10 protein-coding genes and 1 other RNA gene are annotated in these 14,747 nt (G+C 61.9%); 5 read left to right on the top strand and 6 right to left on the bottom strand.

Annotated features, from left to right (window positions below):
• The first annotated feature begins 78 nt into the window (after positions 1-78).
• Complete coding sequence (locus GQB00_RS09380; RefSeq protein WP_165856014.1) at positions 79-834, top strand: lysophospholipid acyltransferase family protein; 756 nt, start codon at positions 79-81, stop codon at positions 832-834.
• 22 nt (positions 835-856) lie between these two features.
• Here GQB00_RS09380 and nhaD read toward each other — a convergent pair whose 3' ends face one another.
• Entirely contained in the window at positions 857-2,104 is a 1,248-nt protein-coding gene (nhaD, locus tag GQB00_RS09375) for a sodium:proton antiporter NhaD (RefSeq protein ID WP_165856013.1), read from the bottom strand.
• Positions 2,105-2,377: 273 nt separating this feature from the next.
• Between nhaD and mqo the strand changes: the two genes are divergently transcribed.
• The gene (gene mqo / locus GQB00_RS09370) at positions 2,378-3,877 is read left to right on the top strand and encodes a malate dehydrogenase (quinone) (protein ID WP_111494327.1); all 1,500 of its coding nucleotides are present in this window, start codon (positions 2,378-2,380) and stop codon (positions 3,875-3,877) included.
• A 297-nt stretch (positions 3,878-4,174) separates the two neighbouring features.
• The gene (locus GQB00_RS09365; RefSeq protein WP_165856012.1) at positions 4,175-5,905 is read left to right on the top strand and encodes a carbohydrate-binding module family 20 domain-containing protein; all 1,731 of its coding nucleotides are present in this window, start codon (positions 4,175-4,177) and stop codon (positions 5,903-5,905) included.
• An 89-nt stretch (positions 5,906-5,994) separates the two neighbouring features.
• On the opposite strand, the gene GQB00_RS09360 is transcribed toward GQB00_RS09365, so the two are convergent.
• Positions 5,995-9,066, bottom strand: coding sequence for an efflux RND transporter permease subunit (locus GQB00_RS09360; RefSeq protein WP_165856011.1), 3,072 nt, complete (start codon positions 9,064-9,066; stop codon positions 5,995-5,997).
• Positions 9,066-10,202 (bottom strand): efflux RND transporter periplasmic adaptor subunit, encoded by a 1,137-nt coding sequence (locus GQB00_RS09355; protein ID WP_111494333.1) that lies wholly within the window; start codon positions 10,200-10,202, stop codon positions 9,066-9,068. Before GQB00_RS09355 ends, GQB00_RS09360 begins: the two co-directional genes overlap by 1 nt.
• A 494-nt stretch (positions 10,203-10,696) precedes the next feature.
• On the opposite strand from GQB00_RS09355, the gene GQB00_RS09350 reads away from it, so the two are divergent.
• Positions 10,697-11,140, top strand: coding sequence for a copper chaperone PCu(A)C (locus GQB00_RS09350; RefSeq protein ID WP_165856010.1), 444 nt, complete (start codon positions 10,697-10,699; stop codon positions 11,138-11,140).
• Between the two features lie 18 nt (positions 11,141-11,158).
• On the opposite strand, the gene GQB00_RS09345 is transcribed toward GQB00_RS09350, so the two are convergent.
• Complete coding sequence (locus GQB00_RS09345; protein WP_111494337.1) at positions 11,159-12,160, bottom strand: Solitary outer membrane autotransporter beta-barrel domain; 1,002 nt, start codon at positions 12,158-12,160, stop codon at positions 11,159-11,161.
• A 340-nt stretch (positions 12,161-12,500) separates the two neighbouring features.
• Between GQB00_RS09345 and GQB00_RS09340 the strand changes: the two genes are divergently transcribed.
• Positions 12,501-12,728, top strand: coding sequence for a hypothetical protein (locus GQB00_RS09340; RefSeq protein ID WP_165856009.1), 228 nt, complete (start codon positions 12,501-12,503; stop codon positions 12,726-12,728).
• A gap of 60 nt (positions 12,729-12,788) precedes the next feature.
• Here the strand turns inward: GQB00_RS09340 and ssrA are convergent.
• Positions 12,789-13,155, bottom strand: a transfer-messenger RNA (tmRNA) gene (gene ssrA / locus GQB00_RS09335).
• A 74-nt stretch (positions 13,156-13,229) separates the two neighbouring features.
• Positions 13,230-14,672 carry a wax ester/triacylglycerol synthase family O-acyltransferase gene (locus tag GQB00_RS09330; protein WP_165856008.1) on the bottom strand — a complete coding sequence of 481 codons (1,443 nt, stop codon included), beginning with the start codon at positions 14,670-14,672 and terminating at the stop codon, positions 13,230-13,232.
• Positions 14,673-14,747 lie beyond the last annotated feature (75 nt).

Genomic DNA, 14,747 nt, shown 5'->3' with positions numbered 1-14,747 from the left:
GTTCCGCTATTTTTCGAAGCGCTAATATGGCGGCTTTTTGCCGGCCTGGGGCCGCGCAGCGACGAAGGAAGTAGACGTATGATCCGGCTGACGGTGAATCCGATCGTGGAGTCCGCCACGTTAATGCGGCGCGTGATGGTTGTTCTGGGCTCGATCGGGGTGACGTCGCTGTATTCCTCGCTGATCCTGGTGCGGGCCCTGCTGGGGCGGCTGACACGGGAACGGGTGGATCGCTACACGCGGGACTGGTCGGCGTTGCTGCTGCGTCTGGTGCGGGTGAACCTGAACGTGGAGGGGCGCATCCCGGATTTCGAGGATGGCCGGCGCTACCTCATCCTATGCAGCCACGCCAGTCACTATGACATTCCCCTGAGTTTCGTGGCGCTGCCGGGTTCGATCCGCATGCTGGCCAAGAAAGAGCTGTTCCGGATCCCGCTGCTGGGCCCGGCCATGCGGGCGGGGGAATTTCCCTCGATCGATCGCTCCAACCACCAGCGTGCGCTGGAGGACCTGCAGACGGCCCGCGACATGATGGAGAGCGGCATCGTGCTCTGGGCCGCACCGGAAGGCACGCGCTCGGCCGACGGCTCGCTGGGCACGTTCAAGAAGGGCTGTTTCCACCTGGCGCTGGATACGCAGGCGGTGATCGTGCCGGTAGGCATTCGCGGCAACGAGAAAGTGCTGCCGGCGCGGACCTGCCAGATCAACCTGGGACAGCCGGTGGATTTTGTGGTGGGTGAACCGCTGGACACGGCCGGCTACGGTCGTGAGCAGCTGCCGGAACTGATGGAAGCGGTGCGCGGCCGCATCGAGCGGGCCCGGGGGGAGCGCTAGCCTCCACCTCCGGGCCTGGGCTTCAGAGCAAGAAACCCAGCGCGTAGACCCCGGCGTAACCGATGGTATAGGCCACCAGCAGGAAGGCGCTGTAGCGCAGGTAGCTGGCAAAGGTGAGTCCCGGGATCTTGCTCATGGCGACGATACCGGCGGCGGAGCCGATCACCAGCAGCGAGCCGCCCACGCCGACCGCATAGGTCAGCCCCAACCACTCGCCCGGCGTCATGTCGATACCGGCCTTCAGCAGCGCGGCGGTCAGCGGCACGTTGTCGATCAGCGAGGAGAAGATGCCCATCAGGTAGTTGGCGGCGATCGGGGGCAACACCTGGTACACGTCGACAAATGCACCCAGCGCCTGGATTTCCTTGAGCATGCCCACGATCAGCAGGATGCCCAGGAAGAAGAACAGGGTGTCGAACTCGATGGTGCGCACGTACTCGATGATCGGGTCCAGGTCGGAGTCCGTACTCAGGAACCGGGAGGTCAGGAACATCATCGACAGCCCGAACAGGAAGGTGAGCACCGGCGGAATCTCGAACAGCACGTTGCACACGATCGTACCGATGATGGTGGCCAGGAACAGGCAGGCGATGACGATGTCCACCCGGCGCACCTCGTTACGGTCGTGCACCAGTTCCACCTCGCCTTTCATGCCGCGGGACAGCAACAGCGCCAGGAAGAAGACGCCACAGGCGGCGGGTACCGAGAGGGCCAGCAGCGTGAGGATTTCCACCTTGTCGGCAAGGAAGATCATCAGCGTGGTGACATCACCGGTGATCAGCGACACCCCGCCGGAGTTGACCGCGAACACCACCAGTGTGATAAACCGCACCTGTTTCTTGCGCTCCAGGTGCAGCGACAGGATCAGCGCGCAGGACACCAGGGTGGCGGTGATGTTGTCGGCCAGGGACGAGAAGATGAAGCAGAACAGCCCCACCAGCAGTAACAGCTGGTTTTCCTTGATGCGTTTGGGCATGACCAGGTAGATCAGGTTCTCGATCATGCCTTTCTTGTTCAGGTAGGCCACGAAGGTCATTGCCGCCACCAGGAACAGCCACAAAGAAGCGATCTCGGAAATGCTGTCTTCCAGGCCTTGCTGCACCAGCTCGGTATGAGAGCGGGAACCGCTGGTCACGAACAGCAGGATCCAGGAAAGGGTGCCGAAGAAGAGCGTGACCTTGGCTTTGTTGACGTGTGTGACTTCTTCGAAGATGACGCCGAGCAACGCGAGCACGGCAAACGAGATCAGGACAATATCCAACCAGTGCATATAGGACAAACCACCCGCGGGCTGTTTTTGTATCGGACGTTATTTGTTGCTGTTATTGGTGGCCGCGGGCGAAGCAATAGGGGCGCTACGTGCGGCAAAGCGGCGATTTTACGCGTACCGGCGTTGATCGACCACCGGTTTCATTGCCCTGATCATGCCAGATTCGTACCTATTGCCTTATTCAATTTCATATTGCGGCAAAAAAACGGATAATCACCCCCTCATAAAAACTATGAATCGTTTCGATCACATCAGATTGAAGGTAGCAAGCTAATGACTGCAAGACAGGCAGATGTCGTGCTAGTCGGCGGTGGCGTCATGAGCGCCACGCTCGGCATGATGCTCAGGCAGCTTGATCCGTCCCTGGACATCGTCATGGTGGAACGTCTTGATCACGTGGCCCATGAAAGCACCGACGGATGGAATAACGCAGGTACCGGTCACGCCGGCTACTGCGAGCTGAACTACACGCCGGAAACCGCTGACGGCGGGATTCAGATTCAACGGGCTCTGAACATCAACGCGGCTTTCGAACTCTCCCTCCAGTTCTGGTCCCATCTCGTGGAGCAGGGCATCCTCCCCGAACCCCAGAAGTTCATCAACGCGACACCGCACCAGAGCTTTGTCTGGGGCGAGGAGAACGTGGCCTTCCTGCGCAAGCGTCACGAACTGCTCAGCCAGCACCATCTGTTCAAGGAGATGGAGTTTACCGACTCGCCGGAGGTGCTCCGCGACTGGATGCCGCTGATCATGAGCAGCCGGGACACCAGCCAGCCGGTGGCGGCGACCCGTGTGACCCACGGCTCCGACGTGGATTTCGGCTCGCTCACCCGCAACATGATCGATTACCTGGCCAAGCAGCCCAACTTCGAGTTGCTGCTGAACCACCCGGTGAAAACCCTGGCCCAGCGCGACAACGGTCGCTGGAAAGTGCGTGTGCGCGACGAGAAAACCGGCGAGACCAAGAAGATCGAAGCCGGTTTCGTGTTTCTCGGCGCCGGTGGCGGGGCGTTGCCGCTGCTGCAGAAGTCCGAGATCGAGGAAAGCAAGGGCTACGGCGGTTTCCCGGTCAGCGGGCAGTGGCTGGTGTGCCAGAAGCCCGACGTGGTCAAGCGTCACCACTCGAAGGTCTACGGCAAGGCGCCGATGGGCGCGCCGCCCATGTCCGTACCCCACCTGGACACGCGCATCATTAACGGCGAACCGGCGCTGCTGTTTGGTCCGTTTGCCGGGTTCACCACCAAGTTCCTGAAGCAGGGTTCCGTATTCGACCTGTTCTCGTCTGTGCGCGGTGGCAACATCATGCCGATGATGCAGGTGGGCAAGGGCAACATGGACCTGACCCGCTACCTGATCAAGGAAGTGTTCCAGTCCCATCAGGCCCGGATCGAGTCGCTGCGTGACTTCTTCCCGGATGCCCAGGAGCAGAACTGGAAGCTGCAGAATGCCGGCCAACGGGTGCAGATCATCAAGAAATCCGCTGATGGTCGTGGCAAGCTGGAATTCGGCACTGAAATCGTGGCAGCAAAAGACGGCTCCCTGGCTGCCCTGTTGGGCGCGTCACCGGGGGCGTCGACCGCCGTCAGCGCGATGGTCGATGTCCTGGAGCGTTGCTTCGCCGACCGGGTCAAGTCGCCGGAGTGGCAGGCCCGCATCCGCGAACTGATCCCATCTTACGGCCAGTCCCTAGTGGACGACGCCGAGCTGCTGGAGCAGGTGCGCAACCGCACCCTGTCCACGCTGCAGCTGGACAAGACCCGCGAGCCGTCCTGATCGCTCGCGGCCGTCCGGCCGGTCCGGTTACGCCTGGCGCGTGGCCGGACGCCTCTCCTCCTCAAGTGCATCCAGCATTTCTGTCTTCCGGTGTGTCGCAAAACGCATCATTACGCCCCGCTATCAGTGAGTTCCTCCTGTCGTCTACGCCGTGAATTGGCGGCGCATGGCTGTTGCCCCGGTGAGGCCTGCATCTGACATTGGTCACGGACACCCGGATTCCGCTGAATCTGTGGTGGGTGTTCTCCCAACAAAGACAACAAGCGCCTCCCTTCGGAGGTCGGCAAGGAGATAACAATGCAACACGCCAAATACGGGCTGCCATGGCTGGCGGCCGCTCTGCTGTTTTTCGGTGCGCAATCCCAGGCCCAGGCCGGGGTCTTCGTGCATCTGTTCGAATGGTCCTGGGACGATGTCGCCCAGGAATGCGAAAACTTCCTCGGCCCGAAGGGCTTTTCCGCGGTCCAGGTCTCGCCGCCCCAGGAGCACATCCAGGGCAGTGAATGGTGGACCCGCTACCAGCCGGTCAGTTACACGCTGAACAGCCGCAGTGGTGATGCCGCCGCCTTCGCCAACATGGTGTCCCGTTGTAATGCGGTGGGCGTGGACGTCTACGCCGACGCGGTCATCAACCACATGGCCAACGGCTCGGGCACCGGCACCGCCGGCTCCTCCTACGACAGCTCAAGCATGAGCTACCCCATCTACAGCAGTAACGATTTCCACAGCGTCTGCACGATCAACAGCGGTGATTACAGCAGCGATGCCGGGCGCGTGCGTAACTGCCAGCTGGTGGGGCTGCCGGACCTGGATACCTCCGCTGAGTATGTCCAGCAGACCATTGCCGACTACATCAACGGCATGATCAACCTGGGCGTGAAAGGCATGCGGGTGGATGCCGCCAAGCACATGGCGCCATCCGACATCGCCGGCATCCTGGGGCGCATCAACGGCGACTTCTACACGTTCCAGGAAGTGATCGACCTGGGCGGTGAGGCCATCAGCTCGACCGAGTATACCGGGCAGGGCGATGTCACCGAGTTCAAGTACAGCGCCAACATCGGCGATGTGTTCAAGAACCAGCAGCTCAGTTACCTGAGCAACTTCGGCGAGGACTGGGGCTTTATCGGCGGCACCAACGCCGTGGTCTTCACCGATAACCACGACAACCAGCGCGGCCACGGCGCCGGCGGCAGCAACGTGCTGACCTATCAGGATGGCTCCCTGTACAACCTAGCCAACGTGTTCATGCTGGCCTGGCCCTACGGCTATCCCAAGGTGATGTCGAGCTACGCCTTCTCCGACAGCGACCAGGGCCCGCCCTCCAGCGCCGTCTACCAGAACGGCGAAGCCCAGTGCGGCAGCGACTGGATCTGCGAGCATCGCTGGTCGTCCATCGCCAACATGGTGGCTTTCCGCAACGAAACCGACGGCACCGGCGTTAACAACTGGTGGGACAACGGCAACAATCAGATCGCCTTCGGTCGCGGCGCCAAGGGTTTTGTGGTGATCAACCGGGAAGGCGCTGCCCTGAGCCGCACGTTCAGCACCAACCTGCCGGACGGCAGCTACCGCAATGTGGCGGGCGACAGCAGCTGTGCGACCGTCTCCGGCGGCCAGGTGACCCTGGATGTGGCCGCCATGGAGGCCGCCGCGCTGCACACCGCCGCGCCCTGTGACGGCAGCGGCGACGACGATTCCGGCTCCGGCGGCGACACCGGTACTGACGTGACCGTGACCTTCGAATGCCAGAACGGCACCACCGTCAGCGGCCAGAGCGTCTATGTGACCGGCAGCGTTGCCACGCTGGGCAACTGGGATCCGGCCTCGGCGGTGATCCTGTCGCCGGACAATTACCCCACCTGGCAGGGTGACGTGGCGATTCCCGCCGATACCGCCGTTGAGTGGAAGTGCATCAAGCGGGATGAAACCGATCCGACCGCCGATCTGGTGTGGCAAAGCGGCAGCAACAATGCGCTGGCGGGGCAGAGCGCCGGGTCGTCGGTAACGGCGACGGCGAGTTTTTAAATCGAAGACTTGGGCACATAGCTCAAAGCAAACGCCAAAAAAAGGGGCCTCCGCGGAGGCCCCTTTTCCGTTTCATGGCGTCCAGCCGATCAATGCGACTCGGCCGGTTCTCCTCCCGCTTTGGCCGCCTCGTCCTGGCTGGCGTTGTGGTCCTTGGCCAGCAGCACGTAGAACGCCGGCAGCACGAACAGCGTGAAGAAGGTGCCGATACCCAGGCCGGTGGCGATGGTCAGGCCGATGGCAAAGCGGCTCTGCGCCCCGGGGCCGACGGCGATCAGCAACGGCACCATGGCCACGATCAGGGCCAGGGAGGTCATTATGATCGGCCGCAGGCGAATGGCCGAGGCTTCGATCACCGCGTCCAGCTTGTTCAGTCCCTTTTCGTGCTGGAGCTGGTTGGCGAACTCCACGATCAGGATACCGTTCTTCGACACCACGCCGATCAGCGTGATCAGCCCCACCTGGGTGTAGATGTTCATGGTGGTGAAGCCGGTCACCATGAACGCCATGGCCCCGGCCACCGACATGGGGACCGACACCAGGATGATCAGCGGGTCACGCCAGCTTTCGAACTGGGCGGCCAGCACCAGGTAGATCACCAGCAGCGACAGGAAGAAGGTCACCGCTAGCGCGCTACCCTGCTGCACGTACTGGCGCGAGTCCCCCATGAAGTCGTAGGTGAAGCCCTGCGGGAACAGTTCGTCCGCCGTCTGGGTGATGAAGTTGATGGCTTCGCCCTGAGGTACCAGCGGGATCCCCTGAATGGTCAGTGAATTCTGCTGGTTGAACTGGGTTCGCTGGGATGGCTCCACCGCGTGGCTGAAGCTTACGACGCTGCTCAGCGGTACCAGCTCGCCGGAGTCGGCCCGGATGTAGTAGTCGTTCAGCGCCTCGACGTTCTTGCGGGCGTAGCGCTCCACCTGCGGGATGACCTGGTAGGACCGGCCTTCCATATTGAAGCGGTTGATGTAGCCGCCACCCAGCATACTCGACATGGCCTGCCCGACGTCCTGCATGGACAGCCCCAGGTCGGCGACCCGGTCCCGGTCCACATGGATCGTGGAGATGGGGCGGTCGATCTCGATGGACTTCTGCAGAAACATGAAGTTGCCGCTCTGCTGCGCCTTGGCCATCAGGTCGTCGGCCACGGCGTTGAGCTCTTCGTAGCTGTTGCCGGTGGTGATGACGAACTGGAACGGCAGACCGCCGCTGGAGCCGGGCAGGGACGGAATGGCGAACACCGCCGTCTGCAAGCCGGTGATGCCGGCCATGCGCTGCTGCAGGATCGGCTGGACCTCGAACTGGGAAATGTCCCGCTCACTCCAGGACTTCATCTTGAAGCCGCCAAACGCCTCGTTGGGGTTGGTAATCCCCAGCAGCATGAAGCTCTGGTCGTAGCCCGGTACCTGCTCGAATTCCTCCTGCATCTGGGCGCCGTACTTCTGCAGGTAGTCCAGGGTCGAGGTCTGCGGTCCCTTGCCCTGGAACAGCAGGATGCCCTGGTCTTCCTCCGGCGCCAGCTCGCTCTGGCTCAGCATCACCATGCCGCCGATGGACAGCAGGACGATCAGCGCGAAGAAAATGGTCACCGACTTGGTTTCCAAGGAGGAGGCCAACCCACGGCTGTAAAGGCTGGACAGCCCATTGAAGAAGTTCTCCACCTTGGTTTCGAACCTGGTGGGTTTGCCGTGGGGCTTGAGCACCTTGCCGGACAGCATCGGTGACAGGGTCAGGGCCACGATCCCGGAAATCACCACCGTACCGGCCAGGGTGAAGGCGAACTCCGTGAACAGCGCGCCGACCAGGCCGCCCATAAAGCCGATCGGCGCGTACACGGCCACCAGGGTGGTGGTCATGGCAATGATCGGCGTGGCCATCTCCCGGGCGCCGTTGAGGGCGGCGTTGAACTTCGACTCCCCTTCTTCGATGTGCCGGTGCACGTTCTCCACCACGATGATGGCGTCGTCCACCACCAGTCCGATGGCCAACACCAGCGACAGCAGCGTCAGCAGGTTCAGCGAGTAGCCCAGCGCCAGCATGATGAAGGCGCCGCCGATGATCGACAGCGGCACCGCCACCGACGGCACGATCGCCGCCCGCAGTGACCCCAGGCACAGGAAAACCACCACCAGGACGATCAGCACCGCTTCCCAGAGGGTCTGGATGACCTCGTTGATGGAGTCCTCGATGAACTCGGAAGCGTCGTAGGGCAGGTCCACTTTCAGTTCGGACGGCAGCTGCGCCTCAATGCCCGGCAGCTCGTCCTTGACCAGCTCGGCCACGGTCAGCGGGTTGGCGCCGGGGGACATCTCGATGGCCACGTAGGTGGAGGGCTTGCCCTTGTACAGGGCCAGGTTTTCATAGCTTTCCGAACCCAGTTCGACCCGTGCGATGTCCTGCAGGCGGATCAGCGAGCCTTCGTACTCCTTGATGACCAGATCGCGGAACTGGTTGGGATCGCCCACGTCGGTATCGCTGGTCAGGCTGATCTTGACCAGGTCGCCCTTGGTGTTGCCGACCGCGGCCTGGTAGTTGTTCTGGACCAGTACCTGCACCACCTCGGTGGGTGTCATGTCGATCGCGGCGAGACGCTCCGGATCCAGCCAGACCCGCAGGGCAAAGGTCCGCCCCAGCAGGTCCGCCTTGCCCACGCCGGACAGGGCCTGGAGCTTGGGCTGGACGACCCGTGTCAGGTAGTCGGTGATCTGCGGCACCGGCATGGTGTCGCTGTAGAAGGCGATGTACATCAGCGCCGTGCTGTCACCGGTGGTAGAGGTGATGACCGGATCTTCCGAGTCCTGGGGCAGCACGTTGCGCTGGCTCGCCACCTTGGCCTGGATTTCCGCCAGCGCCGCGTTGGCGTCGTAGTTCAGCTCCATGTGGGCTTCGATGGTGGAGGTGCCCTGGGTGCTGGTGGAGGTCAGGTAGTCGATGCCGTTGGCCTCGGCGATGGCCTGCTGCAACGGCGTGGTGATAAAGCCTTTGACCAGGTCGGAGCTGGCGCCGGGGTAGGCGGTGGTGACGGTCACCGTGGTGCTTTCCAGCAATGGATATTCCCGCACCTCCATTTCCATGGCCGAGCGTACGCCCAGCAGCAGGATCAGCAGGCTGACGACCGTCGACAGGACCGGCCTGTGAACGAATATGTCGGTGAAGCGCATTATTCGCCGGCCTCCGTGCCGCTGGTGGTGTCCGCCGTATCCGCGGAGTCAGACGACTGGGATGGATCCTCGATCTGGACTCGCTGGCCGGCGCGCAGCCTCAGCAACCCGGTGGCGACGATCCGCTCACCGACGTCCAGGTTACTGGTCACTTCCACCAGACCGTCGCGGCTGGAGCCGGTCTCGACCGTGCGGCGTTCGGTCACCAGCTCACCGTCATCGTTTTCGGTGATGACATAGACGAAATCGCCGTAGGTGTTGAACGAGATCGACGTGCGCGGCACCGCGACGACGTCGCGCTGGTCCGGACGCAGGGTGTGTACGGTGGCGAACATCCCCGGTCGCAGTTCCCGCTCGGGGTTTCGCAGGGTGGCGCGCACACGCACGGTCCGGCTCTCCGGGTTGACCGAGCTGTTGATGGCGCTGATCTGCCCTTCGAACTCTTTATCCGGGATCGCAGCCACGGTGACCCGGACCCGGTGGCCCACGTCGATACTGGCCAGCTCTTTCTCGGACACGGTGTAATCCACGTAGATCGGGTCGAGCATGTTGATTTCAACAATGGAGGTGCCGGCTGCCAGATACTGGCCCTGATCCACCAGACGCAGACCCAGGGTGCCGGCGAAAGGCGCCTTGAGGACCTTCTTCTCCAGCGTCGCCTGGGCCTCGTTGGTGCGGGCGTTGGCCGCTTCCAGGTTGGCCTGGGCTTCGTCGTATTCCGCCTGGGAGATGGCCTTGCGCGGCAGCAGGTCGGCGGTGCGCTTGAACTGCTGTTCCGCCAGCTTGGCTTCGGCGCGCTGGGTGCGCAGGGCGGCCTCGTCGGTCGCGCTGTCCAGGCGTAGCAGGATGTCGCCCCGCTCCACCCGGTCACCGGATTCGAAGCGCAGTTCCTCGATCACCCCGGCGACCTCGTTGGCGATTTCGATGCCGTTGACGGCGGTCACGCTGCCCACGGCCTTGATTGACTGCGTCCAGGACGCCTGCTCGGCGGTTGTCGCCTCGATGATGGCTGGCGGCTGCGGTTGCGAAAACTGCTTCTGCATTTCGCCGAAGCGATAGAAGGTATAGCCAAAAATGCCGCCGAGTACGACCAGCAGGGCAATAATGACAACGGCAAAGCGTGAGGCGGTGCGCATGAGAAAGTCCTGATTTTCAACACATGGTCACGGATTTAGTCCACCAGACCAGCGTCACGACATGATGACACTGCCCCGCAGGCATTGTCGTACAGGCATTGTCGCGACGCTGTTGGTGGACCGCTCGGGCCTTCCTGATCGATGGCCGGCTGCGAGGCATCGTCGCCCTCATGGACCGTCCCGGCGAAGCGGGTTGGGCGAGGGAATGCTAATGGTCACAATCGGGCACCATCCAAGACGATACGGGTGGTTGATTTTGCCACCCACTAGGATAGGCAAAAAGGTGCATTGCGATCAATTTGTTACGCTTTTGCGACCGATCCGGACGCCATTCTGTGCCGCAGGGAAGCGTGACGCTTGGTAGGGGCTCTTCTAGTATGAAGGAATAATAAAGAACGAACGTCTAAAAAGAACAGTGCGCTGGAATGGCTGGAGGGGACAAGGTGCGGACGGGGCGTCGATTCGCGTGTGCGCTACTGGCGGGTGTGCTGCTGATGTCAGCCGGTCTGACTGGCGCTGAAGAGGTCGAGCAGGAAGGGATTGAAGTGCATCATCCCTGGGCCCGACCCACGCCGCCGGTATCGCCCATCAACGGGGCTGTCTATTTTTCGGTGACCAACCATCGCGACGAGCCTATCCGGCTGGAGGCGGTTCAGGCACCCTGGACGGCTCACGCCAGCCTGCACCAGAGCCGCCAGAAAGGTGGCACCGTCCGTATGGAAGTCGTGGATGGCGGGGTTCTGATCGGGCCCGGTGAAACCATGCGGTTCGAGCCCAACGGCTATCACGTCATGCTGATGGATTTGACCGACCCCCTGAAAGAGGGGGATCGCTTCCCCATGACGCTCGAATTCCACGGTGAGAGCGTTGATATCGAGGTCCAGGTCCGGCAGGTGCCCGCTCGCGAATCCGAAGCGGACGCTCCGTCTCAAAACTGACGGTGGCCGACCTCCGTCTCAGAACCAGTCCTCGTTCAGCATCAGCACCAGGCTGCCGCCCCGCAGCACGCTGCCATAATTGAAATTGATGCCAATGCCGATGTTGTCGAGGAAAGGCACGCGGCTGCCGGTCCGCAGCAGCCACGCCAGACCCGCTTCGTAGTAATGATCGTTACCCAGCTGATCGCCGATATCGCCGCCTACGTCCACCCGCGCCAGTCGGAACCAGATGTTCTGCCCCGGTAGCCAGCGCGAGAACAGGGGGTCGCGAATCTTGAAGCCGTTGAACCAGTACCAGGCTTCCGGCTTGGCCTCGTGGGCGTTGCGATCGGTGTTGATTGTGGTGCCGAACAGGTAGTGGTAATCGCTGAAGAAATGCCAGCGGGCGCCCAGCATGGGCAGTGTGTGGGTCACCTGCAGTCGCGGCTCGGCGAGCACGGCGTCGACCTTGATGTTGGTCAGCAGGCCGTCCAGCTCGGACTGCACCTCGCGGGAAGCTTCTGTACGGTAGTTCGTATCGTTGCGGTAGCGCACCCAGCTCAGCGAGGATCCAACGGTTACATCCGTCCGGTCGCCTATGTGGTGGCGAAAGCCGGCACCAACGCCTGCGAATAGCAGGGTTTCCTCCAGCTTGTCGGTACCGGACTCGTCGGACACGACCAGTTTCACATCCTGGGACTGGGAGATGTACGCCAGGTGCGCCGAAAGCAGGATCTGGTCGTCCGTATCGCGAAACGGGTAGGTCCAGTTAAAGGGCAGGCTGGCGGTGGCGATGCTTTGTCGCAGTTGGGCGGAGTCGGTGTTGCCGAACTCGTCGTTATCCAGCTCGAAGACGTCGTTGGGATTGAAATCCCAGAAGCCGAAACGGACGGCTTCGCCGTTGGTCAGCAGGGCGCCCAGGGTATAGTTGGCAGACAGAACGTTCTGGGTGGCTCGGTCGATGTCGCTGTCGGCATGGGCATGACTGCTGAGGCAGAAGAGCGCCACCATCGGCCAGCAGAAACGGATCGCCCTCGGCATGCAAGAAATCTCCCGTTTGATGGTCGACACGTGCAGTTTAGCCAACTCCGGGTGGCGTGTTGGCGGCGGGTAGTTTTTTGTAGTCGGCTTTACCGAACGTAATGGCCGGGAATCAATGGCAACCTGCCGGGCTGGCGATGAGACGATACACGCGATGTTTCATTGTGGGCATGGAATTGATTGTTCACGTAATTTTATGGAAATGTCGAGAAAACAATCAGCTACGAAAGTGCAAAATGTGAAATCCAGAAAACAATTGCATTTCAAAACGCTACACTATCGCTTATGGCGGCATGGCACACTGGCTTTATAACGGTGACATCAACACTGGGAGGGCCGAATGCCGGTTACCGTGCTGAAGAACGAAGATGGCTACAAGCTGATGAAGGTGTCCCACAGCGGTGAGGACGGAGGCGTCATTCGCGAGCATCACGTCATTGTGGACCCGGACGGTGAGCTGGTGCAGGTGGGCATGACCCGCCCCCAGGCCGACGCATTGCTGCGCGCTTTGACCGTCGACATCGAGGCGCGCCAGGTGGGGGCATCGCCGGTGGCGGTTGGGCAGTGATGTGTTGAGTTCGAAGACATAAAAAAAGCCGCTCGATTGAGCGGCTTTTTTCTGGGTGTTTGGTGGAGACGGCGGGGATCGAACCCGCGTCCGCCAGCACTCAGCCTTGAGATCTACATGCTTAGTTTCCTTCTATTCGTTTAACCTCAAACGACCCGAAGGTCAGGGTGTAAGAGGCGAGCTCTTTATATCTTAGCTATCAGCCAGTGAGCTCTGACGGATAGAGCGTCCTACTAATGATGACGTCCTGAGGTGTTGCTTCTGGGTAGTAGGCACCCCAGTCAGGACGACTGGAACGGCTTACGCCGCCAGTGCGTAGTTTTCGTCGTTTGCGACTATTTTAAAGCAGCTTTGGATTAACGAGATTGGCTGCCATCTCGACATGCACCCAAGGGTTCGTCACCGGCGTCGAAGCCATATCGTCCCCTTGCACAACAAGTATATGGGGCCGGTCCCGGTGACTTCAAGGATTATCGACCGGGCCGGCATGGTTATTTCTGCTTAGAACGAGGACGCCTTGCGGCGCTCCACCGCGCGTCGTTCCACTTGAGGATAGGTGCCGGGCGTGCCTGCTACCTCGGCCAGGTCGTAGAAGCTCGTCTCGAACGCGTCCATCACTCGCTGCGGATCCACCGCCAGTTTCTTGTCCACGATGATCCCGAACAGCACCCGGTCGGCATAGCTGAAGATGCTCATGCCGATGCCGATGCCGCCCGTCTGGGGCACCCAGAACATGGGCGTCGACAGACGGGCGCCGGCCAGGTACACCGGGCGCCGCGGGCCGGGCACGTTGGTCAGCACCGCAGAGGCCTTGCGGCTGAGCAGTCGCAGGGCGCGGCGTTCGAGAATATCGGGGCCGCGTCCGAATAGATCCAGCAGGCTGTAGGTGACTTGCGCCTGCCAGCTGCGCTTGAGGCGGTTCATGTGGTCCTGCACCTGGCGGAAGCGCATGCGCGGGCAGTCCACGTCCACCGGCAGCGGCACCAGCACCAGGCCGAACTGGTTGCCCAGGGTCTCGATCGGTTGCTGCAGCGGACGCAGGTTAAACGGCACGGCCACGCGGATGCCGCAGTCGGGCGGGGTTTCCTGTTGATCGGTCAAGTATTGATGGATGGCGCCGGTGGCCGCCGTCATCAAGACGTCGTTGACCGTGCCCTTGAGGGCCCGGGCGGTGGTCTTGACGTCCTTGAGGGGCAGGTTGGCCCAGGCCACCTGTTTGCGGCCGCCCAGGTCGCCCTTGAGTAGTGTGGGTGGGTCGGATGGTGTCAGTCCCAGTTTGAGGCACTCCAGGCCCACCTCCCCGCCGGTGCGCATCAGTTCGAGCGGGTAGGTGGGTTTTTTCCAGACGTTGTGGCCGAAGTGGCGCAGTTGCTCGATGCCGGCGCCGGCGCTGTGCTTGAGTTCCCTGGCCTTGCGCCCCAAGCGCTCCCAGCGCGACTCATCGTAGCGTGGGGTGGCCGGGACGGTATGCAGGTGTCGGTGCGGCTTGTTGTCGGTCAGTGCCAGCAGGACGCGCACCAGTGAAATGCCGTCAGCGATGCAGTGGTGGATGCGGGCGATGAGCGCGCTGCCGCCCTGATAGTTCTCGATGTAATGCACCTGCCACAGTGGTCTGCTGGGGCTCAGGGGCGTGCTGTTGAGGTCGCTGGCCAGGTCCTGCAGGGCATCCTGGCCAGCGTCGCCGGGCAGGGCGACAACGTGCAGGTGGTTGTCCAGGTCGAAGGTGGGGTCGTCCCGCCAGTAGGTTTTGTCGCCGCGGTGTTCGACGATCTGCCGGAAGCGGCGGAAACGGAGGAAGCGTTCTTCCAGTACCTGCCGAAAGCGCGTCAGATCGAGCGCCTCGTCAAAAATCAGTACGGCCCCGATCATCATCGGGCTTTCCTGGGATTCCATGCGCAGCCACGCGCGGTCAACGGCTGTCATGGGCGTTCGAGTGCGAGTCATTGCGAGCCTCTCTTCTGTCCGTGTGGAGAGGATGGGGATGTCGCCGGCTTTGCTGCGACGGCGATTCCACCCGGA

Source organism: Marinobacter sp. JSM 1782161 (assembly GCF_011421605.1).
Lineage (GTDB): Bacteria > Pseudomonadota > Gammaproteobacteria > Pseudomonadales > Oleiphilaceae > Marinobacter_A > Marinobacter_A bohaiensis.
The sequence above is the reverse complement of the archived record's forward strand: the minus strand, read 5'-3'. Positions and strand labels throughout refer to the sequence as shown.